Source organism: Sellimonas sp. (genome assembly GCF_047234585.1).
In the GTDB taxonomy this organism is placed as follows: domain Bacteria; phylum Bacillota; class Clostridia; order Lachnospirales; family Lachnospiraceae; genus Sellimonas; species Sellimonas caecigallum.
Genome location: NZ_JBKSWG010000015.1, coordinates 1 through 24,265 on the forward strand (window position 1 = coordinate 1; position 24,265 = coordinate 24,265).

General features: G+C 43.5%; 27 protein-coding genes. 17 read left to right on the forward strand and 10 right to left on the reverse strand.

What is annotated here, in order from left to right; all coding sequences use genetic code 11:
• The 6 genes from ACLROL_RS07510 to rsfS form a co-directional block, all read left to right on the forward strand.
• Window positions 1-187 (forward strand): 50S ribosomal protein L27 (locus ACLROL_RS07510; protein WP_413067615.1); only part of this gene is annotated, 187 nt, incomplete at its 5' end.
• 148 nt (window positions 188-335) lie between these two features.
• A complete protein-coding gene (gene obgE, locus ACLROL_RS07515; RefSeq protein ID WP_087200558.1) occupies window positions 336-1,622 on the forward strand; it encodes a GTPase ObgE in 1,287 nt (428 codons plus the stop codon).
• Window positions 1,623-1,638: 16 nt separating this feature from the next.
• Window positions 1,639-1,932, forward strand: a complete 294-nt coding sequence (gene yhbY / locus ACLROL_RS07520) for a ribosome assembly RNA-binding protein YhbY (RefSeq protein WP_087200556.1) — start codon at window positions 1,639-1,641, stop codon at window positions 1,930-1,932.
• A gap of 4 nt (window positions 1,933-1,936) precedes the next feature.
• Window positions 1,937-2,578 carry a nicotinate-nucleotide adenylyltransferase gene (nadD, locus tag ACLROL_RS07525; protein ID WP_087210795.1) on the forward strand — a complete coding sequence of 214 codons (642 nt, stop codon included), beginning with the start codon at window positions 1,937-1,939 and terminating at the stop codon, window positions 2,576-2,578.
• Window positions 2,550-3,128 carry a bis(5'-nucleosyl)-tetraphosphatase (symmetrical) YqeK gene (yqeK, locus tag ACLROL_RS07530; protein ID WP_087210798.1) on the forward strand — a complete coding sequence of 193 codons (579 nt, stop codon included), beginning with the start codon at window positions 2,550-2,552 and terminating at the stop codon, window positions 3,126-3,128. Before nadD ends, yqeK begins: the two co-directional genes overlap by 29 nt.
• 23 nt (window positions 3,129-3,151) lie before the next feature.
• Window positions 3,152-3,517 (forward strand): ribosome silencing factor, encoded by a 366-nt coding sequence (rsfS, locus tag ACLROL_RS07535; RefSeq protein WP_087210801.1) that lies wholly within the window; start codon window positions 3,152-3,154, stop codon window positions 3,515-3,517.
• Between the two features lie 74 nt (window positions 3,518-3,591).
• On the opposite strand, the gene lexA is transcribed toward rsfS, so the two are convergent.
• Window positions 3,592-4,209 carry a transcriptional repressor LexA gene (gene lexA, locus ACLROL_RS07540; RefSeq protein ID WP_087200547.1) on the reverse strand — a complete coding sequence of 206 codons (618 nt, stop codon included), beginning with the start codon at window positions 4,207-4,209 and terminating at the stop codon, window positions 3,592-3,594.
• 194 nt (window positions 4,210-4,403) lie between these two features.
• Between lexA and ACLROL_RS07545 the strand changes: the two genes are divergently transcribed.
• The 8 genes from ACLROL_RS07545 (at window position 4,404) to ACLROL_RS07580 (ending at window position 11,584) form a co-directional block, all read left to right on the forward strand.
• Complete coding sequence (locus ACLROL_RS07545; protein WP_221919865.1) at window positions 4,404-4,964, forward strand: flavin reductase family protein; 561 nt, start codon at window positions 4,404-4,406, stop codon at window positions 4,962-4,964.
• Window positions 4,965-5,223: 259 nt separating this feature from the next.
• Window positions 5,224-5,619, forward strand: a complete 396-nt coding sequence (locus ACLROL_RS07550; RefSeq protein WP_087200537.1) for a LysM peptidoglycan-binding domain-containing protein — start codon at window positions 5,224-5,226, stop codon at window positions 5,617-5,619.
• Window positions 5,620-5,890: 271 nt separating this feature from the next.
• A complete protein-coding gene (locus ACLROL_RS07555) occupies window positions 5,891-7,321 on the forward strand; it encodes a histidine kinase dimerization/phospho-acceptor domain-containing protein (RefSeq protein ID WP_413067616.1) in 1,431 nt (476 codons plus the stop codon).
• A gap of 64 nt (window positions 7,322-7,385) precedes the next feature.
• Complete coding sequence (locus tag ACLROL_RS07560; RefSeq protein ID WP_087200518.1) at window positions 7,386-7,970, forward strand: GNAT family N-acetyltransferase; 585 nt, start codon at window positions 7,386-7,388, stop codon at window positions 7,968-7,970.
• 76 nt (window positions 7,971-8,046) lie between these two features.
• The gene (locus ACLROL_RS07565) at window positions 8,047-9,090 is read left to right on the forward strand and encodes an ABC transporter ATP-binding protein (RefSeq protein WP_413067617.1); all 1,044 of its coding nucleotides are present in this window, start codon (window positions 8,047-8,049) and stop codon (window positions 9,088-9,090) included.
• A gap of 7 nt (window positions 9,091-9,097) precedes the next feature.
• On the forward strand, window positions 9,098-9,487 hold the full coding sequence (locus ACLROL_RS07570; RefSeq protein WP_413067618.1) for a hypothetical protein: 390 nt from the start codon (window positions 9,098-9,100) through the stop codon (window positions 9,485-9,487).
• 112 nt (window positions 9,488-9,599) lie between these two features.
• On the forward strand, window positions 9,600-10,028 hold the full coding sequence (locus ACLROL_RS07575) for a DUF1893 domain-containing protein (RefSeq protein WP_087200508.1): 429 nt from the start codon (window positions 9,600-9,602) through the stop codon (window positions 10,026-10,028).
• A gap of 497 nt (window positions 10,029-10,525) precedes the next feature.
• Complete coding sequence (locus tag ACLROL_RS07580; protein WP_413067619.1) at window positions 10,526-11,584, forward strand: tyrosine-type recombinase/integrase; 1,059 nt, start codon at window positions 10,526-10,528, stop codon at window positions 11,582-11,584.
• Window positions 11,585-11,593: 9 nt separating this feature from the next.
• Here the strand turns inward: ACLROL_RS07580 and ACLROL_RS07585 are convergent, their stop codons facing one another.
• Window positions 11,594-11,890: an MGMT family protein gene (locus tag ACLROL_RS07585; protein ID WP_087200504.1), complete on the reverse strand. Its 297-nt coding sequence runs from the start codon at window positions 11,888-11,890 to the stop codon at window positions 11,594-11,596.
• A 358-nt stretch (window positions 11,891-12,248) separates the two neighbouring features.
• On the reverse strand, window positions 12,249-12,476 hold the full coding sequence (locus ACLROL_RS07590; protein WP_413067620.1) for a hypothetical protein: 228 nt from the start codon (window positions 12,474-12,476) through the stop codon (window positions 12,249-12,251).
• Between the two features lie 87 nt (window positions 12,477-12,563).
• Here ACLROL_RS07590 and ACLROL_RS07595 point away from each other — a divergent pair, with 87 nt between their 5' ends.
• Window positions 12,564-13,157: an AI-2E family transporter gene (locus tag ACLROL_RS07595; protein ID WP_413067643.1), complete on the forward strand. Its 594-nt coding sequence runs from the start codon at window positions 12,564-12,566 to the stop codon at window positions 13,155-13,157.
• A 19-nt stretch (window positions 13,158-13,176) separates the two neighbouring features.
• Here the strand turns inward: ACLROL_RS07595 and ACLROL_RS07600 are convergent, their stop codons facing one another.
• The 5 genes from ACLROL_RS07600 to ACLROL_RS07620 all read right to left on the reverse strand — a co-directional run bounded on the left by ACLROL_RS07600 (window position 13,177) and on the right by ACLROL_RS07620 (window position 17,468).
• Window positions 13,177-13,854 carry an ABC-2 transporter permease gene (locus tag ACLROL_RS07600; protein ID WP_413067621.1) on the reverse strand — a complete coding sequence of 226 codons (678 nt, stop codon included), beginning with the start codon at window positions 13,852-13,854 and terminating at the stop codon, window positions 13,177-13,179.
• A complete protein-coding gene (locus tag ACLROL_RS07605) occupies window positions 13,851-14,702 on the reverse strand; it encodes an ABC transporter ATP-binding protein (protein WP_413067622.1) in 852 nt (283 codons plus the stop codon). Before ACLROL_RS07605 ends, ACLROL_RS07600 begins: the two co-directional genes overlap by 4 nt.
• A gap of 3 nt (window positions 14,703-14,705) precedes the next feature.
• Entirely contained in the window at window positions 14,706-15,077 is a 372-nt protein-coding gene (locus tag ACLROL_RS07610; RefSeq protein WP_413067623.1) for a GntR family transcriptional regulator, read from the reverse strand.
• 134 nt (window positions 15,078-15,211) lie between these two features.
• The gene (locus ACLROL_RS07615) at window positions 15,212-16,201 is read right to left on the reverse strand and encodes an exonuclease domain-containing protein (RefSeq protein WP_413067624.1); all 990 of its coding nucleotides are present in this window, start codon (window positions 16,199-16,201) and stop codon (window positions 15,212-15,214) included.
• 88 nt (window positions 16,202-16,289) lie between these two features.
• Window positions 16,290-17,468 (reverse strand): S1C family serine protease, encoded by a 1,179-nt coding sequence (locus tag ACLROL_RS07620; protein ID WP_413067625.1) that lies wholly within the window; start codon window positions 17,466-17,468, stop codon window positions 16,290-16,292.
• Between the two features lie 202 nt (window positions 17,469-17,670).
• On the opposite strand from ACLROL_RS07620, the gene ACLROL_RS07625 reads away from it, so the two are divergent.
• Complete coding sequence (locus ACLROL_RS07625) at window positions 17,671-19,734, forward strand: penicillin-binding transpeptidase domain-containing protein (RefSeq protein WP_413067626.1); 2,064 nt, start codon at window positions 17,671-17,673, stop codon at window positions 19,732-19,734.
• A 73-nt stretch (window positions 19,735-19,807) separates the two neighbouring features.
• Here the strand turns inward: ACLROL_RS07625 and ACLROL_RS07630 are convergent, their stop codons facing one another.
• A complete protein-coding gene (locus ACLROL_RS07630; protein WP_413067627.1) occupies window positions 19,808-22,015 on the reverse strand; it encodes a hypothetical protein in 2,208 nt (735 codons plus the stop codon).
• Window positions 22,016-22,287: 272 nt separating this feature from the next.
• Between ACLROL_RS07630 and ACLROL_RS07635 the strand changes: the two genes are divergently transcribed.
• The gene (locus ACLROL_RS07635) at window positions 22,288-23,562 is read left to right on the forward strand and encodes a DUF1576 domain-containing protein (protein WP_087200478.1); all 1,275 of its coding nucleotides are present in this window, start codon (window positions 22,288-22,290) and stop codon (window positions 23,560-23,562) included.
• Here the strand turns inward: ACLROL_RS07635 and ACLROL_RS07640 are convergent.
• Entirely contained in the window at window positions 23,557-24,123 is a 567-nt protein-coding gene (locus ACLROL_RS07640; protein WP_221920069.1) for a CDP-alcohol phosphatidyltransferase family protein, read from the reverse strand. The genes ACLROL_RS07635 and ACLROL_RS07640 overlap by 6 nt on opposite strands.
• Window positions 24,124-24,265: the final 142 nt, after the last annotated feature.

A 24,265-nucleotide genomic window follows, 5' to 3' on the forward strand; every position in this document is an offset into this window, starting at 1 on the left:
AGCAGACGGACAGTTTGTAAAAGCTGGAAACATCCTTTACAGACAGCGTGGAACAAAGATCCATCCGGGTCTTAACGTAGGACGCGGCGGAGATGATACACTGTTCGCTACAGCAGACGGTGTTGTCAGATTCGAAAGAAAAGGAAGAGACAAGAAACAGGTTTCTGTTTATCCTGTAGCTGAATAGCAGGCATCAGTCGATTTTCGTGTTTTTTCACGGGAAGGTCTTAATAATAGGCTTCAAATCTTCTTGGTTTGAAGCCTTGTTTTTTACCTCCAACATCTATATAATTAACTATGACACAAGCAGAATTGAATTTTTGAGAGGAAAAATCATGTTTTCAGACAGAGCAAGAATTTTTATAAAATCAGGAAAAGGCGGAGATGGGCATGTAAGTTTCCGTAGAGAGATGTATGTTCCAAACGGCGGGCCTGATGGAGGAGACGGCGGGAAAGGCGGAGATGTTATCTTCGAAGTGGATAAAGGTCTCAATACCCTCGTCGATTTCCGGCACAGCAAAAAATTCTGTGCCCAGCCTGGGGAGCCGGGAGGAAAAAGAAGGTGTCACGGCGCCAATGGAAAAGATATTGTCCTGCGTGTCCCGGAAGGGACGATCATCCGGGAAGCGGAGAGCGGAAAAGTGATCGCCGATATGTCCGGAGAAAACACTCGTCAGGTCATCTTAAAAGGCGGAAAGGGCGGACTGGGAAATCAGCACTTTGCCACATCTACCATGCAGGTTCCAAAATATGCCCAGCCGGGGCAGCCATCCCAGGAACTTTGGGTAAATCTGGAACTCAAGGTCATCGCGGACGTTGGGCTGATCGGATTTCCAAACGTAGGGAAGTCCACCTTCCTTTCCAGAGTAACCAATGCTAATCCAAAGATTGCAAATTACCATTTTACAACCCTCGCACCGAACCTTGGTGTTGTGGATCTGGGAGACGGAGAGGGATTCGTACTTGCCGATATCCCAGGGCTGATCGAAGGCGCTTCTCAGGGAGCTGGTCTCGGTCACGAGTTTCTTCGCCATATCGAACGTACCAAGATGATGATCCATGTCGTGGATGCGGCCGGAAGCGAAGGGCGAGATCCGATTGAAGACATTTATAAGATCAATGAAGAGCTGGAACAATACAATGCAGGGATTGCCGCACGTCCGCAGGTTATTGCTGCCAATAAAGTAGATCTTGTTTACAGCGGCGACGAAGATCCTGTAGAACGGATCCGTGCAGAGTTTGAGCCAAAAGGATATCGTGTATTTGCCATCTCCGGCGTGACCGGCGAAGGTATTCGTGATCTCCTCTGGTACGTCAACAACGAATTAAAACACCTGGATGCAAAACCGATCACTTTCGAGCAGGAGTTCTTTCCGGAAGACGAACTTCTTGTGGCTGATCTGCCATATACAGTGGAAAAAGACGAGGAAGGTGTTTTCGTAGTAGAAGGTCCGAAGATCGAAAAAATGCTTGGCTATACGAATCTGGATTCCGAAAAAGGATTCGCATTCTTCCAGAAATTCCTGAAAGATACTGGTATCCTGGACAAGCTGGAAGCTCTCGGAGTAGAAGAGGGCGATACGATTCGCATGTACGGACTTAGTTTTGAATATTACAAATAGGAAAGGAATAGATTCAATGACATCCAAACAACGAGCATACTTAAAGGGACTGGCCATGACGATAGATCCTATCCTTCAGATTGGGAAATCAAGCATGACTCCTGAATTTACGAAGGCCGTGGCCGAAGCACTCGAAGCGAGAGAACTGATCAAAATTCACGTTCTGCAGAACTGCGCCGACGATCCGCGCGAAATGGCGGACAGCCTTGCAGAACGTACGCATTCCCAGGTTGTGCAGGTTATCGGAAAAAAGATTGTCTTGTACAAAGAGGGAAAAAAAGAAAAGAAAAAGATCGAACTTCCGAGGTAACAGCATGAAGACCGGTATCATGGGAGGCACGTTCAATCCGATACACAACGGACATCTGATGCTCGCTGAACACGTAATGGAAGAATTTGGTCTGGATGAAATCTGGTTCATGCCAAACGGCAATCCTCCTCACAAACGGCAGGAATCCATCGGAACCAGCACATCGGACCGTCTTGAAATGGTCCGGATCGCCATAGGGGACTGCCCGAAGTTCAGCATCCAGCCATACGAGGCCGAAAAGAAGACGGTATCATACTCATACCAGACAATGGAAGAATTTCGTAAAAGTTATCCGGACCGGGATTTTTACTTTATCATCGGAGCGGATTCCCTGTTTCAGATGGAAACATGGGGACACCCCGATCGCCTCCTCTCTTGCTGTACTGTCATTGCCGCAAAGAGAGACAGTAAGGAGACAGATCAGGATATGAAAAAACAGATTTCTTATCTGGAGGAAAAATATCATGCACAGATCCTTCTGTCACGATCTCCGGTTTTTGAAGTTTCTTCCAGTGAAATCCGTGAGATGATCCAAAGGAACCATCCTATAGAAGGACTTGTTCCGGATGGTGTTGCTGATTATATAAGAGAAAATCATATATATGGAGATGGGAACGATGAATCAGAGAATCAGCAAAATGCGTAAAAAATTAAAGAAATATCTGGATCAGGACAGATATGAGCACACACTCGGAGTAATGTACACAGCAGCTTCGCTTGCGATGCGGTATGGTTATGATATGGATGAAGCCATGATCGCCGGCTTACTGCATGACTGTGCAAAATGTATTCCTTCTCAGAAGAAGATCAAGTTATGTGCCAAATATCACTTGAGTATTTCAGAGAGCGAATATCAAAATCCAAGCCTTCTCCATGCAAAGTTGGGGGCCTTTCTTGCCGCCAAAAAATATCATGTGGAAAATCAGCGGATTCTGAACGCCATCGCTTGTCACACGACGGGAAAACCAAATATGACACTGTTGGACAAGATTATTTATATTGCTGATTTCATTGAGCCAGGCAGAAATGAAGCTCCAAATCTTTCCAAGGTAAGAGAGCTGGCATTCCAGGATCTAGACAAGTGTCTCTTCCGCATTCTGGAAGACTCACTCGCTTATCTCCACACACGCGATCTCTCAATTGATCCGCTGACGGAAAAAACCTATTTATATTATAAAGAACAAATGCACTTATAAGAATTATGGAAAGGAGCAATTGTATGAGCAATGCTTTAGACAATTCAAAGAAAATGGCGTCACTTGCCTACAAGGCACTGGATGACAAAAAGGGCGAAGATATCCGTGTCATCGATATCTCGGAAGTAAGCGTTCTTGCAGACTACTTTATCATTGCAAACGGAAACAGTGACAGCCAGGTTCGGGCTCTTGTTGACAATGTAGAAGAAGAGCTTGCCAAAGCAGGATACGAAGTAAAGCAGCGGGAAGGATATGGTCTCGGAAGCTGGGTTCTCCTGGATTTCGGCGATATCATTGTCCACGTTTTTGATAAAGAAAACCGGCTTTTCTACGATCTGGAACGAATCTGGAAAGACGGAAAAACGGTTATGCTGGATGATTTAAAATAAAGAGATATATTTAAGAGAAGGGTACGAAAAAACGAAACATCATTTTTTCATACCCTTCTGTTTTTATTTTCTGATTAAACATGAAAGCGCATCAGGCCAATCACTTTTCCAAGAACTGTCACATCATCAACGATAATCGGATCCATGGTGTCATTCTCCGGCTGAAGACGATAGTGTCCATCCTCCTTATAGAATCTCTTTACAGTGGCTCCGTCATCTACCATAGCCACGACAATCTCCCCATTGTCCGCTGTACTTTTCTGCTCCACAAGAATATAGTCCTTGTCATAAATCCCAGCATTTATCATGCTGTCTCCCTTAACACGAAGGAAAAAAGTCTGGGCATTCGGCAGCTTTTCCACCGGAACCGGAAAATAGTCTTCGATATTCTGTTCTGCCAACAGCGGTTCTCCGGCAGCGACGCGGCCGATGATCGGAATATTTGCCATCTCCCGCCTAGTCAGATTAAAATTATCGTCCAGAATTTCGATGGCACGTGGTTTCGTCGGATCCCGTCTGATATACCCATTCTTCTCCAGTGTTTCAAGATGTGAATGGACAGAAGAAGTAGACTTTAAATTGACAGCCTCGCAGATTTCCCGAACCGCCGGAGGAAAGCCCCGCGTTAGAATCTGTCCTTTGATATATTCCAAAATCTCAGACTGCTTCTTTGTGATATTGCCGTTACCCATATGTAAATCCCCCTGAATTTCGTATCTTTTATTTATTCTACCATATACTGTCTGCAAAAGCAAACAGATATTCGGAAAATATGTTCGAATCGTCAAAATTTAAAATATGCAAATGGAAAAATTTGCAAGAATATTCGTTTGAGTGTTATACTAGATATAGTACAAGATTCAGTGTAAAACAGGAGGAAACAAAAATGCGAAAAAACTTTGGAGTAAAACCGTACACTTATCCACAACCAGTATTTATCATTGCTACATACGGTACGGACGGTACACCGGATGCAATGAATGCCGCATGGGGCGGAATCAGCGAAGGCAATGAACTCTCTATGTGCATCAGTGCAGGCCACAAAACAACGAAAAACATTCTGGAGAGAAAAGCTTTTACAGTCAGCATGGCAGACGTGGAGCATATGACGGCCTGTGACTATGTGGGTATCGAATCGGGGAACAAAGTGGCGGACAAGTTTGAAAAAGCCGGATTCCATGCTGTCAAATCAGAATTTGTCGATGCACCGCTGATCGAAGAACTCGCAGTGGCAGTTGAATGCCGACTGAAGAGCTACGATGAAGAGACATGCCGCCTGGTAGGCGAGATCGTGAATGTCAGTGTGGATGAACGTGTCCTGGACGAACAGGGAAATGTAGACGTCACAAAAGCAGCGCCGATTACATTCGATCCATTTAACAATGCTTATATCCGGCTTGGCGAAAAAGTTGGCAACGCATTTCAGGACGGCAAGGCATTAAAATAAAAGAGAATAAATTTGATAAAGCGGAGCTATTGCAAAAGCAGATGATAAATCTGCCGGAGCAATGGCTCTTTTTACATGAAAAACAGATTCTAAAAAACTATATTGACAAACATACGTTCGTGTATTATACTTTAATTACAAAAAAGAACAAATGTTCGCAAACATTTGTTTGCGCATAGAAGTGAACATTTATGGATAAGATAGGACAAAAGAGAAATCGAAGTCCGTACAGATATGATACGGAAAAGGAGTGGGAGTTATGAAGAACAGCAGTAGAAATCAAATATCCATGACAAGGGCCGAGAGAGGGAATAAGAAAAAGATATCAAAGAAAAGACAAGCAGCTTTTCGGTTTCGTCTCCTCATCGGAGCCGTAATCTTGTTTGCATCCATATCGGTTCTGTCGGCAGGGACGCTATTGTCCAATGCAAAAGGTAACCGGGCGGAGGATCCTGTCTATTTTGAATATTATAAAAATATTGAGGTCAAAGATGGAGATACCCTCCACGGACTTGCAAAAGAATATAATACCAGCATTGAACAATCCGATGATGCATATGTAAAAAAACTGAAAAAATTGAATCACATGAAGTCAAGTGGTCTGATACCAGGCCAGTCACTGATCATCATGTACTATGATACGGAATATAAGTAATCTGTAATAAGTTATCTGTATAGTTAAGCTCTCCCATTGGGCCGTCTCGCAGCACATACCCGCTGTGGGCGGCTCTTTTTTTCTTTCACGATGAGTTCGATGCAAAATTTTATCTTAAGAAATTCTTTCGAAACTTTGCCAAACGACCTTTAGAATTTGAATTTACAATACAGGATCCTTTTCTTTTTTATACCTAATGTGCATCGGGATTGTCTGTGCGGGTGCTTCCTTCGTCCTTTTTGTTCTTGGCAGGAAAGAGGATGGTTGGAAAATGGGAAAAGGTTATCCGGTTATCTTTCAAGCTCCTCCTGAGACTGCGTGCCTCATATGCCTGATCATTTTTTCTGTAAACCGATATCTTGCCGGTATGGTTTACGCGACAACACAGCACAAATTCCTTCAGATTCTGCCCAAGGAAGCCGCCATCGGAAATAATATCCTGCCTATGGCTGTGAATATCATCGTGTGGTTTTTCGTGTTTGCGCTTTTTTACTGGGCCTTTATATGTATCCTTCCGGTCTTTACTATGAAGAAAAAATATTTCCAGGAACGTTCTCTTATCGTCGCCTTTGTCGTGTGGGTCAAAAACGGAGGAGGCAGGCTAAGAGATGGTACTGAAACTGTCATTGGACGTATCCGGACATTTCTGAAAAGACAGTATGACGCCCTTCTCCATCTTGATTTCCAGGATAAGACAAACCGTACGATTTTCCGAATCGTAGGAATCAATTTTGTTATTGTTTTTCTGATCTCACTGTTCGGTGTCACAGGCATATGGGCTTTTGCTTTGTATTCAGTCGTGTTGTTTGTGTTTCTCCGGCGATATTTCCGAAAGATCCAGGAACAGTATAAAGGGATACTGAAAGCGACAAGAGCACTGGCTAAAGGAAAGTTGGATGAGCCGCTCACAGAAGATGTCGGGATTTTCGCACCGGTACAAGAGGAACTCCGGCGAATCCAGCACGGCTTTCAAAAGGCGGTAAAAGAGGAAGTCAAAAGTGAGCGGACAAAGACAGAGCTTATCACAAACGTTTCCCACGACTTGAAGACTCCTCTTACTGCGATCATCACGTACATCGATCTTGTCAGAACAGAACAAGACGAAGCAAAGCGCAAAGAGTACATCGACGTACTGGAGCGCAAATCGCTCCGTCTGAAAGTCCTGATAGAGGATCTCTTTGAGATCAGCAAAGCCACAAGCCGCTCCGCAACACTCCAATATATGAAAATAGATATTGTGGATCTGTTAAAACAAGTCTGCTTGGAATATGAGAGTGACCTTCAAAAAGCAGAGCTTGAGATGCGTTTTCGTCTTCCGGATACGAAGATCATCGTATGGCTGGATAGTCAGAAAACATACCGGATTTTTGAAAATCTCATTGTGAACATATCCAAATATTCCATGCCGCACACCCGGGTATACATCAGCATGACAGAATCGGAAGACAATGTCAGAATCGTCATGAAAAATATATCCCAGGAGGAAATCACTTTCGACACAGAAGAAATCACGGATCGTTTTGTGAGAGGAGACGCCTCCAGGAATACGGAAGGCTCTGGCCTCGGCCTTGCCATAGCCAAAAGTTTTGTGGAGCTTCAGCATGGAAGTCTTCGAATTTCTGCAGAAGCAGATTTGTTTAAGGCAGAAATCACACTTCCGAAAACGGATCCTTCTTCTTTGTCCACAAATACTTCCGGATAGATTGAGCCTTTTTGAAAAATGAGGTATAATCAATGAAACAACTACCCAGAAGGAGAATATTTCCATGTATACGAATAACCTGATAATCAGGCCTGCCGTTCCGGGAGATGCAAAAGATCTGATATCGATCTATGCACCTTATGTGAAGGAGACAGCTGTAACATTTGAGTATGATGTTCCCGACATCCCAGAATTTCAGCGCCGCATCAAACAGACACTAAATCGGTATCCTTACCTCGTGGCGGAGGAAGGGGAAACCATCGTCGGCTATGCCTATGCAGGCCCGTTCCATACCCGTGCAGCATATGACTGGTCTTGTGAGATCTCCATCTATCTGAAAAAAGACAGGAGAAGGCAGGGACTTGGAAAAACTCTTTATAAAACACTGGAGTCTGTCCTTGCAGCTCAGAACATTCTGAACGTGTATGCCTGTATCGCAGCTCCAAAAGAGGAAGATCCGTATCTTACGGAAGACAGTATGCGCTTCCACAGTCATATGGGATTTCGGCTTACTGGAAGATTTATAAGCTGCGGCTATAAGTTTTCCCGCTGGTACGATATGGTCTGGATGGAAAAGCAGATTGGTCCCCATCAGACATCCCAGCCGCCTGTCCGTTCTTTTGATGAAGTAAAGGATTTCTTTTTCTGATCTTCTGATTTTTCTAAGAAAATTCTTTCGTTTTTCCTGTTATGCTTTCCATAACAACTCAAAGGAGGGTTCTGTTATGGAAGCACTGGAATTGCGAATCAACCAACTTACCAAACAATACAAATCAAAAACTGCTGTAAACAACTTAAGTGTCACATTGACGCCTGGAATCTACGGACTTCTCGGAGCAAACGGAGCGGGAAAAACGACGCTTATGAGGATGCTCTGCGATATCCTGGACCCGACGTCCGGCTCGATTACCTATAACGGTATGGATATCCGACAGGCAGGGAGCAGCTACCGTAACCGTATCGGCTACCTTCCTCAGGATTTTGGATATTACCCTAATATGACAGCACCGGATTTTCTTTTGTACGTAGCTGCCCTGAAACACCTGCCATCTGATGAGGCATCAGTACGCACTGGGACTCTATTAAAAGCGGTAGGTCTTTCCGATATCGGGAAAAAGAAGATCAAAACATTTTCAGGTGGGATGAAACAACGGCTTGGTATCGCTCAGGCGTTTCTGAATGATTCTGCTGTCCTTATTTTGGATGAACCGACAGCAGGGCTTGATCCAAAAGAGCGGATACGTTTTAGAAATATGATTCAGGATTTTTCAGCAAAACGAATCATTCTTTTTTCTACGCACATTGTCTCTGATATCGAACATATTGCCACTGATATCCTTATCATGAAGGAGGGCTGCCTTCTTTACAAAGGACGGCCTCAGGACATTTCCACAACATTGGAAGACTTTCTTGCGACACACTTTGTCATGGAACGCCTTGTAGATGATTACGGAGTACTGCACAGTGTAAAAGATCTAACAGGTATGGATGAACTTCCGCGTCTTGAGATGGCGGATTTCTATGTGGAGACCGTCCATGATATCGGATCTTCCATGATGTTTCTCTTTTTGATTGCTGCTGTGATTTTTTCCACCATATATGCAGACGAAGGATCCACACGAATGGATCGTATCATCCGGATTTGGAAAAGAAAAGATCGGTCCGACCAAATGCATCATGTCCTTTCTTCTCATGACAGGCCTCTTTCTTGTTTCCCTTATGATCATTGTGATTCAAAATTTCATCATCTTCCCTGTCAACGGATTTGATGTCAGTATGAGCGCCCTTGTAAATGGTATGGAAGGTATCTCTATATCCATCGGACAGATGATGATTCTCGCTATCTTTGTGTCCTATGCAGGGCTTTTACTGTCTGGTTTTACTGCCTTTATCCTATCCTCAGGACTTACATCTTTCGCGGCAATCATCATCTCGATCGTCGTCATTCTGGCTCCTTCCATGATCTCCGTATACGAAAAAGGGATCTCGACTGTTCTTATCGGCTTTTTCCCGATCCGTTATGTTCAGTTCTATGGGATGATGACATACCTTCCGGGAAACCAGGCTGTATGGACCTATGCTGTCTACGGTATGGCATCCCTTCTCCTTGCAACGTTGTTTGCCTGTGGATCTGTAAAAATCTTCCGGAGCAGACAGATTACATAAAACGAAAACAAACCACAATGCCGATTGAAAAGATCGGAAATTGTTTGCAATTTGTCATTTATATATTGTATAATTGCATAATAGCGAAAAGACTGGAAGGAGATAAGCAAGGATGCATCACGACACACAGACAGCAGCCAAAATGTTAAAAGAAGGTAGTTATACCTGCGTATTTTGTAAAGGAGACTCCTATATCACAAGTACAGAACGCGGAGTAAAGCCTCTGCTTAGGCTGATTGAAACCAAGCGTAATGTACATGATTTTTCCGTGGCAGACAAAGTGGTTGGAAAAGCAGCAGCGCTATTGTATGTGCTTCTTGGAGTAAAAGAAGTCTACGCTATTGTCATAAGCAAGGCCGCTTCTGCAGTTCTTCATAAAAACGGCATTCCTTTCACATGCGGCACAGAAACTCCTGCCATAAGAAATCGGACAAACACCGGATTTTGTCCAATGGAAGAGACAGTCCGGGAGATAGAAGATCCATATCTTGCATATGATGCAGTCTGCAGAAAATTAAAAGAAATCGAAAATCCCAGTTGATGGGATTGTGAACACTATCAAAAGAGTCAGCGTAAGCTGGCTTTTTCTGTTCTGAAGTAACAGAGGAAGAGCAACAGGCAATTCACAGCCAAGTTTTACGTACAACCAACGAAGACTTACGCAAATTTTCCGAACAGTTAAGTAAACTTTGCGAACAGCTGTCGCTGTGTGCTTTGGGAAGCCAGAATATGCTCGATACCTGTAAAGACCTCCTCGAACAGGAAGATGTTTGCGGGGGCTGAAATAAATAAAGTTGGAGAGAACACGGGAAAAGTCATGAGAGCCTTGCATATTTTGCACAGAAGGTTTTCATGACTTTTTTCTGTATTTATTGTTTTGTATCTGTCAAAACAGCAGTTTATCTTTGAAAATAGTTTGGCGGACAAATACAGATTTATCCGAAAAAGTATGGTAATTTCCATTGTTTTATGTTAAACTACTCTCAGAAACCATATTTTGGACTGATTCATACAGACATCATTTTGGAGGTATATTTTATGGTAAAACCTGTTTCCTACCGTGAACAAGTAAAAATTGAAAATACTGTACGGCTTCGTGAATTCTTATCGGAACTTCCTCCTTACGTAAAGGAATATTTCCGGGCCAAGGAACCTACGACATCTGATAAAACCAGATTGTCATACGCGTATGATCTGCGTGTGTTTTTCCGTTTTCTTCAAGAAACCAATCCTTCGCTTCATGACAAACCGCTTTCCGAGATTTCTCTTCAGGATCTTGCTATGCTAAAACCCGTAGACTTCGAAGAATTTGAAGAATATCTCAAAGCCTACCGCACGCCTGACAACCGGACTGAAACCAATTCCCGTACCGGAATTGCCAGGAAAATGTCTTGCCTTAGAAGTTTTTATGACTACCTTTGCAAACGGGAACTTTTAAGCAATAATCCTGTTCGTCTTGTCGATATGCCGAAAATCAAGGAAAAAGCGATCATCCAGTTAGATACCGATGAAGTTGCAGCACTTCTGGATTATATTGAAAATTATGGAAATGATCTGACCGGTGTGAAGCTGTATCATTATCAAAAACAGAAATACCGTGATATCGCAATCGTTACTCTCCTGCTCGGAACAGGCGTTCGAGTTTCTGAGCTGGTTGGGCTGAACATTCAGGATGTAGATTTTAAAAATAACGGCATCCGGATCATCCGGAAAGGTGGAAATGAAATGATCGTCTACTTCGGCGAGGAAGTGGAAAAGGCGCTGAAAGAATATCTGGAGCTCCAGAGAAACGGCATCGCTCCCCTCTCCGGCCATGAAGATGCACTATTTCTTTCCGGTCAGAAAAAGCGGATCAGCATCGATGCTGTGGAAAAAATGGTAAAGAAATACTGCTCTGCTGTCTCTGTGAAAACAATTACTCCGCATAAGCTTCGCAGTACCTATGGCACTGCCCTGTACCGTGAAACCGGAGACATCTATCTGGTAGCAGATGTACTCGGTCATGCCGACGTCAATACCACAAAGAAACATTACGCCAAACTAAGCGATGAACGCCGCCGAAGTGCTTCCAAAGCCGTGGTTTTACGAGAGAAATAAGACATCCTCCTAACAGTCCCATATACATTTTTTTATATCCACATGTGTACTGTCCCGAAACGGTACACCTTCTTCTTTCAGGAGCTCCCCCTGTTCCTTCCATCCCGGAACAAGTCTTCCTGCATGATTTACAACTCTGTGACAGGGGTAGTCTCCATAATACTGGGCCACGCTGAGGGCTTTACCGACAAGCCTTGCATTTTTCTCTCTTCCGATCAGCCTTGCAATCTGCCCGTAAGTCGCCACATTCCCTTCCGGTATCTCTTCTACGACCGAAAGGATCTCATAAATCAGGTCTTCTTTCACGCTCTCTGTCTCCTCTTTTTGTTATTTAGAATCCTATTGATACACAATTTTGCAGAATTGTCCAAAATTCCCCCATTTTCCCATCCGTGTCCAATGACATTCTCCTCTTCTTCTCTTAAGATAAAATATAATATGATCCATTCATACAAGCAATATGATTTTGCTGTTACTTACAGAGGAGATCAGAAATGCAGAAAAAAACGATACTACATTCCGGGAAAAAGAAAAATCGGTACATCCATATGCCGAGTTTTACACCGACGCCATCGTTTGTTCATTTAAAAAATGGATCACAACAAAAGACTGCATCCAGCCTCAGCAATTTGCTCTTTTTCTCAAAAAGACGATTATCGGTGTATCAAGGTATGTGTGCGACCAGTGTCCGCCCGATCTTACAGATGAAATATAAAATAGTCAGCACGCCCATGGCAATATCAATGAAGAATGTAGAAAATCCCGTCACAAATATCTCACGGAATTTAGAAAACAGATTTTCTGGACGTACAAGCTGAATCGTGTTTTTCTTTGTAAAAAAGATTGTTACAACTCGCAGAATTCCATAGAATATCTTTTTTGGTACACTCATTTCTTTTTCCTGGTAGTTTTCTCCATAGACATTTCCTCAGATCGTGGAGATCACTGCCAATTTTATATCCGTGTCGCGACAGCTTTTATAGGGATCGCCCTTTCCATCTATATCATGAGTGGAAAAGATCGGCTTCTTTCACAGTGCAGAAGACTGTTTCGCGTGTATGTTCCCCAATCGTTCCACGCACCGGTAAAATCTCTGCTTCAGACAATCATCCAGGTGTTTGAAGATTACATTGCCGGGCAGTGCAAAGAAGCCTTCATCCTCGGTGTTCTATGCTTTTGTGGGATGACAGTACTAAACCTGGACTACGCCGGGCTTATCAGTGTAGTCATCACATTTACTGCCCTTGTACCGATACTGGGAGCCTATATCGGCGGCGCGATCGGCGTGCTTCTCCTGTTGTTTATTTCTCCAGGAAAAGCACTCCTGTTCCTTGTTTTTCTCATTGTATTGCAGCAGTTTGAAGGCAACGTGATCTATCCGCGGGTCGTAGGCCGAAAAATCGGGCTGCCCGGAATCTGGGTATTAGTGGCGATCAGTGTCGGTAGCGGGATTATGGGTATCTGGGGTATGCTGATCGGTGTTCCGCTCACAACGATTTTGTATCAGCTGATCCAAAAAAATGTAAGAAAACGGGAGCTTCGGATCAGCAATTCAGAAAACACGAAAGGGTAAAACAAGCATCAAAACACGGTTAAAACTCTTTTTTCTCCATAATACGGACCGAAATGAACGCAGATAAAATGACGAACAGTGCTGCCACCGCTGCGACAACCGGTATAAAAAAGTTTCCGGACATGAAGACATTCATATTCTTCAGAATTTTTTGAAGCACTTCTGGCGCCGCTTTTCCCAGCACTCTGCCTCCAAGGACAAAAGCGACGGTAAGGGCCATCAGGATCAGAACAGCTACGATCCGGCCCTTTTCCCCGCCCATTTTCAGCTGAATCGGCATAGAAACACTCATGAACAGCAGCCCTACAGCAAAGAAAATGACTCCCTGAAGCAGGATGACCAAAGGGCTTTCTGCTTTTGGCGTATTGAGCATCTCATTTCCTATACTAAGTACCATCCCGAAGATCCACCCCAGCAGCAGAAGAAGAATTCCAAGTACATACTTTTCTATTACGTACTGCTTCCGTGTTACCGGGAATGTCATGAGAAATGGAAAACCATTGTTCATCTCATCGTAACCGATCGTCATAACAGCCATCATGGACATCATGATCATCAGATATCCGAAAATAAAAGAGATGGAATTTCCTTCGCCCCCATTTCCGATAAACAGAAAGAGACATACCAGCACCATGACTACAATAAGCCGTTTGATCTCTTTTAGTTGATACCAATCTTTTACCAATAATCCTTTCATATTTCTTCCCCCTTGATCGTCATCATGATTACATCATCGATACCGCTTTTTTCGATGACCATATCCGGATAGTTTTCTCTGTAAAATCGAATCTGGTCTGTCAGACAGCTGTAGCCGTAGTGCTCCTTCTTTACCCGCAGAAGATAGGATTTGTCAAGTTTGCGAAACTGTTCTTCGTCCGCCTTTAACAATCCGTAATTGGAGAGCAGAATATCTGTCTCTTCATGCAGAATGATCTTTCCATTGTGTATCATATAGAGATCATCACACAGTCCTTCCAAATCCCCTGCTATATGGGAGCTGATTAAAATAGAGCGTCCGGCGTCCTCTTCCATGTATTCACGGAGAAGATTTAAAAGTTCATCTCTTGCCACCACATCCAGTCCTGCCGTTGGTTCATCCAGTATGAGAAATTTTGCCTCGTGGCTCAGCGCGGCGGCGATTTTTAGTTTCGCCTTCATACCGGAAGAAAATCCTTTGATCTTCTGATCCAACGGAATAGATAACTTCCCGCACAGTTTTACAAAACGATCTTTCCTGAAATTACGGTACATGCTGTCCATGATCCGAATGATCTCTTTCCCGCTCAAAATCTCACTGAACATACTTCCGGAAAGCACGATTCCCATCTTCTCTTTGTCTTCCAGTGTCATCTCCGTATGGCGTTTTCCAAACACTTCTATTTCTCCGCTGTCGATAAAAATCAATTTTTCAATAGCTTTAAATGTTGTACTTTTCCCTGCGCCATTTTCCCCTATCAGACCGGTAATACATCCATCCGGCACTTCCAGTGTACAGTCAAGCTGAAAATTTCCATAATTCTTTTTCACATTTTTCATCTTCAACATAGCCTATTCCTCCAAAATGAGTGCAAATATTTCTTTCAATTCCTCGTTGTCCATGCCATACCGTCTGCCTTTTTGAATGGCCAGTTCAAATTCGGCTTCCACTTCTTTTCTCTGTTCCTCTTTCATCAATTCGGTATTGGCTGCTGCCACAAACGTTCCTTTTCCGTGAACTGTGACCGTAAATCCCTCCTGTTCCAGATTATCGTACGCTTTCTTCACAGTGAGGGCGCTGATCTTCAGTTCTTTTGACAACGCACGAACAGATGGAAGAATCTCATTTTCCTGAAGCGTGTGATTCAGGATCATCGCTTTGATCTGATCTATGATCTGTTCGTAAATTGGAACCATTGAGGAAGTGTTAATGATCAGTTTCATTATCAAACCCCCTTCTTATAAACAGTATAGAACAGTATATAACTGTTGTCAACTGTTCTTTACTGTTTATTCAAGATTTTTTCAAGAAAAAAGACAACCTCGGACTGCAAGGCTGTCTTTTTGTTCTTTGTATATTAAATTAATTCCGTGTACTCTTTTTGATAACGAGGTCTTTCTCCGGTAAGCACGAGGATATCGTCACAGAGCGCCAGCAGTTTTGCCGTCTCTTTCATACTTTTCGGAGCTGCCGCTTTTCTGAGTTCCTGTATGATTTCTTCCGTAACCGCTTTCTTTTCTTCCGGGAAACCAGATTTCACTTCGTCGAATCTTCGATTCTGCATATAGATTTCTTTTAGCGCAAGTTCATTTTTTGCCTGTGTCAACAAATTTTCCGGAATTTCTTTGTGAATTACAGCGCTGTGGCATCTCCACAAAAGCTCTGCGTCATACAGCGCATTATGCCATTCCCCATCAAGTCTGATATCGAGCACTCTTCCCAGTTTTTCCAAAGAAATACTCCCCTCTCTGTCAAACAGGGACAGAAACAGCTCTTCTGCAATATCTTTTATGCAGTCTGTAAGATATGTGACTTTATCAGGGATTTCGTTCAGCTCTGCGTTGTTGCGCAGAACCGGACTGTCTGCATTTCCGTAAACATAGGTCTGCCGGATTCCCCATTTTCGGTAAAATTCTTCTACCTCCGCAAACACTTCCGCAAATGAACGTGCATGGTCGATTTCCTTCTGCTTAAGGCCTGTAAGTTCCATGCAATATGGATTTAGTGTTGTGTTGATCCTCGGATGGACAAGAGAGTAGTATGTCTCTTTCTTTTTCAGATTTTTTCTGTCTGCCACGACGATCCCAACAGAGATGATCTCTGTGGGAATTCCCGGCTCCTCTCCTGTGTTGTATTCCAAATCCAGGAAAGCAAGGTACTTTCCATACATGCTTTCCTGGTATTGATTCCATCTTTCCAAGGATATCCTTCGGATAGACCGGATCTGATTTTTATATTTTTTTCTGGCGGCCGGGATGGACTGCTGCCCCTTTACAATCTTTGTGCTGCCATCCGCCAGGCTGATTTCGTACCATCGGTTTCGATGTATCTTTTGATTCTTTCTCATCCCATCACTCCTGTCCTGACATACAAGCCTATTATATGGGCATCAGTAAGAAAAATCAAGACAAAACCTGGTACTGTCTCCGTGCTCTCTATCGTCCTGAAGTATTGGTAAGGGTAACTTCCACTTCTTTTTCTGCATAACTTCCGCTGTTGTCCGGATATTGTACCGTCAATGTAACGGTTTCCCCCGCCTTGCAGTAGCTTAGCTGATTCTGCAGCTCTTCTCCAGTCGATACCTTTGTACCATTGATTCCCGTAATGATATATCCCTGCCGAAGTCCAGCTTCTTCTGCATTGCCTCCCTCGGTAAATCCTCTGATATACACACCCTCCGGCATCTGATACTGTTCTGCTGTGGCAGCATCAATATCCAATACCTGTACCCCGAGACTTCCTCGTTCTTCATCTGCCACCTTTTCCTTTGTCGCCTGATTCATCAGGTCTTCAATGATTCCGGACACATCCGATATCTGAATTGCATATCCCATACCCTCAACAGATTGATCATTGATCTTTGCGCAGTTAATTCCGACAACTTCTCCTTTGCTGTTTAAGAGAGCACCGCCGCTGTTTCCCGGATTGATAGCCGCATTCGTCTGAATAAGCTTTCCATTATATCCGTCGATTTCCCGGTCTTTCGCACTTACAATACCGTTTGTCACGGACTGCCCGTATCCAAGTGCATTCCCGATAGCAATGACTTCTTCCCCCACCTGCAGATCATCGGAACTTCCAAGTGTAGCCGTTTTGATCTGAGACTTTGTGTCACTTCCAATATCGTCAAGTGAAGCGGCTACAACAGCCAGATCCCTCTCTGAATCTGTACCTTTCACATTGACTTCAACGCTTGTTTCATCTACAAAAGTTACCGTCAAAGTATCAGCGCCCTCAATCACATGATAATTTGTTACGATCAAAAGTTCATTGTCTTTTTCGCCAATAATGAAACCGGACCCTGCTCCCTCCTGAGTCTGCTGCTGCGTCCCTCCGAAGAAATCCTTTACCTCCTGTACGCTCATACTCTGTATGGAGACAACGAACGGCATGGATTCCTCCACAAGTTTTGTCAGGTCGGTTTCGGTTGTCCCTGAATCGGACACCTGGGTAAGTCCGCTCGTATCTGCCTGAGCAATCTGATTTCCTTCTCCTATTTTTCCTCCGATATAATTTACTCCCTGAAATGCGACACCGCCGATTACGCCGAATAGAACGGCACACCCGGTTACAGCCACTGTTGTTTTCAACATTTTATTCCATTTTGTTTTCATAACTGTCACTTCCTTTTTTCACTGCTTCTCTTTTACAATACCTACTATAAAGCATGTGTTTGTTAAAGCTGTGATGAAATTTTGAAAAAACGATGTCCTTTCTTTCTTTATTTTTTTCTTAAATTGTAAAAATGAGATGCAATCATCCTGGCTTTGAAATATAATGGTACTACCACATAATATAAGGAGGGGAAAGGAAATTATGTCAAGACGAAGACGAAGAGGAAGGAAACACCGAAATCCCAAAAAACGGATACTTTGGATCCTCATTCCGATCATCTTTGTGATTGCTCTGCTTGCAGTGGCCGTTTTCTTCTTCAAATGGAAAAATAAAGGACCCGAACCGGAGAAACTTCTCAAAACCTACATGTCCTATATCGAAAAGCAGGATTATGAAAAGATGTATGAAATGATCGATCCGGATTCCGAGAAGAAAAAAGAGTTTTTATCACGCAATGAAAATATTTACGAAGGGATCGGCGCATCAGACATACAGATCGAGATCAAAGAAACGAAAGAAGATGGTGCAAAAAGAACCGTCTCCTACACAACTGTCATGCAGAGCCTTGGCGGGGAGATTTCCTTTGATAACACAGCCACTTTTCAAAGGGACAAAGACAGGGGATACGTACTTGAATGGACTGACAGCGTCATCTTCCCGGATCTGTCTGCAGAAGATAAAGTCCGCATTTATTCTGACGAAGCTGCCCGTGGGCAGATTGTAGACCGAAACAATACCGTCCTTGCAGGAACCGGACAAGCCTGGTCCTGTGGTCTCGTTCCCGGAAAAATGAACGAAGATGCATCCGCCGATATCACAAAACTTGCGGGCCTTCTTGGCCTTACAGAAGATTCGATCCAGTCATCTCTGTCTCAGAACTGGGTTTCGGATGATTCTTTTGTTCCTCTTTCCACGATTTCCATGTCCGATGAGACGCTTGTGGATCAGCTCCTCGAAATACCTGGTGTGAAACTGACTGCCACAGAAGTGCGCAGCTATCCGCTTGGTGCAAGTGCTTCGCATCTGATTGGCTACACTGGAAGCGTGACAGCCGAAGATCTGGAAAAACACAAAGGTGAAGGCTATACGTCTGACAGCGTCATCGGAAAAAGCGGGTTGGAATCTCTGTATGAGAAAGAACTTCGCGGAGAAAATGGCTACACCATCGCCATCGAAGACGAAAACGGAGAACAGAAATCGATCCTGGCCTACAGAGAAAAGAAAGACGGCGAGACCATCAAACTTACCATCGACGCGTCTCTTCAGCAGTCTCTCTATGACCAGTTCCGGGAGGATGAGGGTGCTTCCGTTGCAATGAATCCTTACACTGGAGAAGTTTTGGCCCTCGTGAGCACACCATCCTACGACAACAATGCATTCATCCTTGGTATTAGCAACAGCGAGTGGGACGCGCTCAATAACGACGAGAAAAAGCCGCTGTATAACCGCTTCCGCCAGACGTTTGCTCCCGGATCTACTCTGAAGCCGTTTACCGCGGCAATCGGTCTTGCCGAGGGTACCATCAATCCGAATGAAAGCGGCGGAAGTCAGGGGACAAGCTGGCAGAAAGACGAAAGCTGGGGAAGCTACTTTGTCACAACCCTCCAGGGTTACTCTCCAGTCAACCTGGAAAACGCCCTTGTCTATTCAGACAATATCTACTTCGCACAGGCTGCTTTAAACCTTGGTGCAGAAAAGTTTACGGCCGGCCTTGAAAAGTTTGGATTCAACAAAGAGCTGCCTTTTGAAATCCGGATGACTGCTTCCCAGTACGATAACGACGGGGAGATCACAGATGAAATCCAGCTTGCAGACAGTGGTTATGGACAAGGCGAAATCCTTTCAAATCCTCTGCATCTAGCATCCATGTACACTGCTTTCTCCAACAATGGGAATATGCTGAAGCCTTATCTCCTCTACAAAGACGATCCCCAGTCCGAAGTATGGATTTCCGAAGCGATTTCCCCGGAAAATACGTCTCTCCTTGTAAATGACCTGATTTCTGTTGTCAACAAACCGGAAGGTTCAGGGTACGCAGCCCACCGGGATGACACGACTCTTGCCGGAAAAACCGGGACAGCAGAACTAAAATCAGAACAGGGAACACAAGGGCATGAAATCGGATGGTTCAGCGTCTTTACGACCGATGCCAACATTTCCAAGCCAATCCTTCTTGTGAGTATGGTGGATGGCGTAGATGGTAAAGGCGGAAGTAACTACGTCGTGGAAAAGGACGCAGCAGTGTTGGATCAATATTTGCAGTAGTCTAAGAAACATTTCTTTTGCATAAAGAACTGCCGGAGAATCACATCCCCGGCAGTTCTTATTTTTATTATCTTTATTCCTGATTTCGCAGCGTTAGTGTCCTCGCCGTATCTTCTGCACTCACATCAAGTGTTTTCTTTCCAAGGCAGTAATCGTTGGCTCCATCTATGACCATTTCCCGTACCTCAGCCTCAGCATACTTTACTTTCTTTGCCGTACTTATTTTTTCCTGAAGTTTTTTACACTCTTCTTCCTTCCATGTCTTTCCTTTGACATCGGTCATTTCCGAATCTGATTCATATCCAAAACTGCTTATCGTATAAATATCTTTTCCGTCTAAACTTTGTTTCAGCTGAGCTTCCAGAACAGTAGGGTTTACCGGAAGTATCATCAGATTACTGCTTGCCTTCCTTAATCCTTCCTTCAGGACAAACTCGATAAATTTCCCTGCCGTCTCCTCCTGCTCAGTATTCTCAGGAACTCCAAAGATCATCCGGTCGTTATAGAGAAGCTCTCCTTCTTCTTCCAGGTATCCGCAGGAATAGCCCTGCTCATCCTCCAAAAACTTTGCCGCTTTCAACCCATCTGACGACATATACGGAGCCATAACAAACGGCAGCTTGTCATAATAGATCCATTCGATTGCCCGATCCATAGAATTGATTTCCCATCCATTTCCTATTCCATCTTCCTGCAACTCTTCGCCGAAAGAATTACCGGAAATACGATAGACTCTGTCAAAATAGGAGTAGAGTTCTTTCAGTTTCTCTTGATCTGCTGTTCCATCATCTCTGAAGCATTCGGAAGCATGCTGGAGATATATGATATTTGCAGTTTCGGACAAGTTATAATCATGGACTGCAAATGGAAGACCGGTATTTTCAGCCAAAGTCAGAAAATCATCGGTATCTGCAAAAGAATTTACATATTCTTCTTTTCCTACGATTCCATATAAAAGGAAACCGCATGGGACAGCATATTGACCCTTTTCATCGGCATAGGGCTCCAACATATTTTTAAAAAGGTCATCGCTAAGCGTATCCATATCTGTTATCTCATTCAGATCTTTCAGCATTCCCTCTCGAATGTAAGATTCCACAGGAAGATCGTCCAGCAAAAGAAGATCGTATCCTTTTCCAGCCAGCAGTTCTGTATTGAGAAGTTTTAATGCATCTGCCTTTGTTGTCCCGTCTTCCCCGGACAAGCCATATTTTATTTCAATCCGTATCTCCGGATATTTGGCACTGAAAAGATCCACCTGCCGCTGCAGGCCATAATTTTCTGTCAGACTGTATATCGTAAACGCCTCTGCTTTGACCTCGATCCCTTCTTCTTTATAAATATATTTTCCAAGTACGTATGTTCCATCCTGCAGAAGATACAAAACATAAATATCTCCATTTTCATCCGGCATTATCTTAAAATTGTATCCATTTTTCAGACCATAATGGGAAAAATCCAGCAGCTGTTCTGACGTCTTTTTTTCCAGATCGTACCGATACATTTTCTTGCTGTTGATCTTGTATATGGACTCCTTTGTTCCTCGAATGACATATTCTCCGTCGGACACTTCCAGAAACTGTTTGATCTTTTCTTCGCCATCTGCCGGCTTACCGGACTTTGCATCCAGACAGAGAATCTCTTGGGAACTGAAAGCTACATAGAGAAGCCCGTCGACTTTTACCATTCCGTTGATAGATTCTGTCTCTTCAATTTTATATTTTTGCTGTCCGTCCAATGAAAAACAGTAGATGCTGTCCGAATTGTCTTTCCCTATCAGCATATCTTCGTCACAGATCATACACTGAAATATATTTTTTTGCTGTTGGTCATCTTCCGCCGGCAGTTCCATCGGAATTTCCTTCATTCCTCCGTCCTTTTGTAGCACGTAATATTTGACAGCAAGCTGACTCCACGCCTCTTTATCCTGGGTAAGCATCGCATCCTTGAGTACGGAAACGTAAGTCTGATCTTCATTGAATACTTTTGCATCGATAATCACACTGTCTGATAGCTCTTCCCATGGCTCGTTTGTCTGCTCCCAACTTTTGTCTTTCTCACTGTAAGAAAAAGTACCTATTCCGTTTCCCGCATCTCCAAGAACAGAAACGCCTCCATCTTCATATATGTCATAGAGTAACTCCGTTCCCTCCGGAAGAGGAATATTTGCTTCTTCATAATAAATCTTGTTTCCTTCTTTTTCTTTCGGTTCTTCCCCACATCCTGCTGCGCTCAAAAGCAACAAGAAAAATCCGCTGATCATCACTAATACTTTTTTCATACTCTTTCCCTCCTCGCACATGTATGCTCAATTTATCTGTTCATATCTTTTTCACAACTTATATTTTCTGTTATTTTTATAATACATCATTCTTTTTGAAATATCAATATTTATATGCATATTATATTTTGATATTTTATCTTAGCACAAACTTTATTTTATTATTTCACACAATAAAAGACATCTATATTTCTTGGAAAACCTGGAAACTTCCGATATAATAATAAATAGGTATAAAATAGATTCTCGATATTAAAGAAAAGGAGTTTTCCATGTCCAAGAAACTTTCATTTCGCAGAAAATATCTTCTGCTTTCCGTCATTCCAGTCTATTTCATCATCGTTGGTCTGTTGGTACAGCCGTTTTCAGATATCTGTTCCGGATTTGTCCGCATCGTAAAAGAGCCTGATTTTTTGATCACAGATTACTTTGTGATCGGTGGGATCGGTGCGGCCTTTCTGAATGCCGGATCTATCACTTTGCTTCTGCTTTTTGTTCTGTACCGGATGAAAATGGAAGTGGATGGCCATACTATCACGGCCTGCTGCCTGATCTTTGGGTTTTCCCTTTTTGGAAAAAATGTGGTAAATATATGGACCATTCTGTTTGGTGTATTTCTTTACGCCCGTTACCACCGTGTTTCCATCAAAAACTATCTTTATGTGGGATTGTACGGTACGAGTCTCTCTCCGATTATTACCCAGCTGATGCAGATCGGCGGGCTTCCGCTTTTGCCCCGGCTTTTACTGAGTGTCTTTGTCGGTATCGCCATCGGTTTTGTCCTTCCGCCTCTTTCCACCCATGTGCACTATTCGCATAAGGGTTACTCTCTTTACAATGTCGGATTTTCTTCCGGTATCATCGCAACCGTAGTGATCTCTCTTTTTAAATCCTTCGGTCTTGAGATAGACTCCAGACTCATCTGGTATACGGGGAGCAATACATTTTTTACGATCATCCTTGGTGTTCTCTTTTTAGGAATGATTTTTGCCGGTTTTTACTACGGAGGAAAAGATGTGGGCAAGTCCTATTTACGAATCCTGAAATGCACGGGGATCGGCGGCACTGATTATCTGAAAGACGAGGGAGAAGGCCCTGTTCTTCTCAACATGGGCATCAACGGGATCTTTGCCGTCCTCTGCGTCCTGGCTGTCGGAGGCGACCTGAACGGTCCTACGATCGGCGGCATCTTTACTATCGTAGGTTTCAGCGCTACTGGAAAACACCTGCGCAATATCGTGCCTATTATTATAGGTGTTGTGATTGCGGGCAATACAAAAACCTGGTCCTTAAACGAACCAGGTCCGATGCTTGCGCTTTTATTTTCCACTACCCTTGCTCCAATCGCCGGAGAATTTGGAATTTTGGCCGGCATTCTGGCCGGATTTTTGCAGTCCTCTGTCGCTCTGAATGTTGGGATCGTGTACAGTGGAATGAATCTTTATAACAATGGATTTGCAGGCGGACTTGTGGCAGTCTTCATGGTGCCCGTCATCAAGTCCATCCGGGATCGGAGGGCCAGGGCCAAAGGTGATCTGTCTTTATGAGTCCCAGCTTCTTCTCATCTTATTGAACTGTGGTATGTACAGTACAAGCGTCACAAACATGATAAACATCTCTGCCAGAATCAAAAGTTCCGCTGTCTTCTCCTGTATGTCCGGGAAAAATACCAGGCCAAAAAGAAGGAGAAACAGCGTTGCTGTACATACTTTCCCATACCACTTTGCTCCGTCGAGCTTCCTGTTGTGTCTCAAATTTACAATTCCCATAACGATCATGAACCCTTCTTTGACAATCATCAATAGAACAAGATATTTCATATAATCATACCGAGTCATAAGACACAGAGCAATGGCAGCATGGGTCAGCTTGTCTGCCACAGGATCGAGAAATTTTCCAAATTCTGTGATCATATGAAAATGTCTTGCCACCTTCCCATCAAGAAAATCTGTTATAGCAGATATAAGGAGTACGCCCGCTGCCAGATAGTATTCCTCCGTCGTCTCCGCCCGAAGATAGATGACGCAAAATACAGGGATCAGCACGATCCTGAAATACCCCATCAGATTGGGAACCGACAAAAACTCTTTCTTATCAAACTCTTTCATAAATGTTACCTCTTTCTTTTGTCTCTTTTAAAAGGTATTATATCAGATTTTCCTCGTTTCTCCAACACTTTCCCTGTTGCCAAATCTTTCTCCCCGTGATATAATTCGGTATCTTTGTGTTTCATATAATAAACGCAGCGCC

Bases quoted from the DNA above. Each gene is read 5' to 3' on its own strand.
- ACLROL_RS07600 (WP_413067621.1), bottom strand. From the start codon at position 13,854: ATGAAAGGATTATTGGTAAAAGATTGGTATCAACTAAAAGAGATCAAA.
- ACLROL_RS07580 (WP_413067619.1), top strand. From the start codon at position 10,526: ATGGTAAAACCTGTTTCCTACCGTGAACAAGTAAAAATTGAAAATACT.
- rsfS (WP_087210801.1), top strand. From the start codon at position 3,152: ATGAGCAATGCTTTAGACAATTCAAAGAAAATGGCGTCACTTGCCTAC.
- ACLROL_RS07640 (WP_221920069.1), bottom strand. From the start codon at position 24,123: ATGAAAGAGTTTGATAAGAAAGAGTTTTTGTCGGTTCCCAATCTGATG.
- yhbY (WP_087200556.1), top strand. From the start codon at position 1,639: ATGACATCCAAACAACGAGCATACTTAAAGGGACTGGCCATGACGATA.
- ACLROL_RS07620 (WP_413067625.1), bottom strand. From the start codon at position 17,468: ATGAAAACAAAATGGAATAAAATGTTGAAAACAACAGTGGCTGTAACC.
- ACLROL_RS07635 (WP_087200478.1), top strand. From the start codon at position 22,288: ATGTCCAAGAAACTTTCATTTCGCAGAAAATATCTTCTGCTTTCCGTC.
- ACLROL_RS07630 (WP_413067627.1), bottom strand. From the start codon at position 22,015: ATGAAAAAAGTATTAGTGATGATCAGCGGATTTTTCTTGTTGCTTTTG.
- lexA (WP_087200547.1), bottom strand. From the start codon at position 4,209: ATGGGTAACGGCAATATCACAAAGAAGCAGTCTGAGATTTTGGAATAT.
- nadD (WP_087210795.1), top strand. From the start codon at position 1,937: ATGAAGACCGGTATCATGGGAGGCACGTTCAATCCGATACACAACGGA.
- ACLROL_RS07555 (WP_413067616.1), top strand. From the start codon at position 5,891: ATGGGAAAAGGTTATCCGGTTATCTTTCAAGCTCCTCCTGAGACTGCG.
- ACLROL_RS07605 (WP_413067622.1), bottom strand. From the start codon at position 14,702: ATGTTGAAGATGAAAAATGTGAAAAAGAATTATGGAAATTTTCAGCTT.
- ACLROL_RS07570 (WP_413067618.1), top strand. From the start codon at position 9,098: ATGAGCGCCCTTGTAAATGGTATGGAAGGTATCTCTATATCCATCGGA.
- ACLROL_RS07610 (WP_413067623.1), bottom strand. From the start codon at position 15,077: ATGAAACTGATCATTAACACTTCCTCAATGGTTCCAATTTACGAACAG.
- yqeK (WP_087210798.1), top strand. From the start codon at position 2,550: ATGAATCAGAGAATCAGCAAAATGCGTAAAAAATTAAAGAAATATCTG.
- ACLROL_RS07560 (WP_087200518.1), top strand. From the start codon at position 7,386: ATGTATACGAATAACCTGATAATCAGGCCTGCCGTTCCGGGAGATGCA.
- ACLROL_RS07545 (WP_221919865.1), top strand. From the start codon at position 4,404: ATGCGAAAAAACTTTGGAGTAAAACCGTACACTTATCCACAACCAGTA.
- ACLROL_RS07590 (WP_413067620.1), bottom strand. From the start codon at position 12,476: ATGAGTGTACCAAAAAAGATATTCTATGGAATTCTGCGAGTTGTAACA.
- ACLROL_RS07615 (WP_413067624.1), bottom strand. From the start codon at position 16,201: ATGAGAAAGAATCAAAAGATACATCGAAACCGATGGTACGAAATCAGC.
- ACLROL_RS07625 (WP_413067626.1), top strand. From the start codon at position 17,671: ATGTCAAGACGAAGACGAAGAGGAAGGAAACACCGAAATCCCAAAAAA.
- ACLROL_RS07550 (WP_087200537.1), top strand. From the start codon at position 5,224: ATGAAGAACAGCAGTAGAAATCAAATATCCATGACAAGGGCCGAGAGA.
- obgE (WP_087200558.1), top strand. From the start codon at position 336: ATGTTTTCAGACAGAGCAAGAATTTTTATAAAATCAGGAAAAGGCGGA.
- ACLROL_RS07575 (WP_087200508.1), top strand. From the start codon at position 9,600: ATGCATCACGACACACAGACAGCAGCCAAAATGTTAAAAGAAGGTAGT.
- ACLROL_RS07565 (WP_413067617.1), top strand. From the start codon at position 8,047: ATGGAAGCACTGGAATTGCGAATCAACCAACTTACCAAACAATACAAA.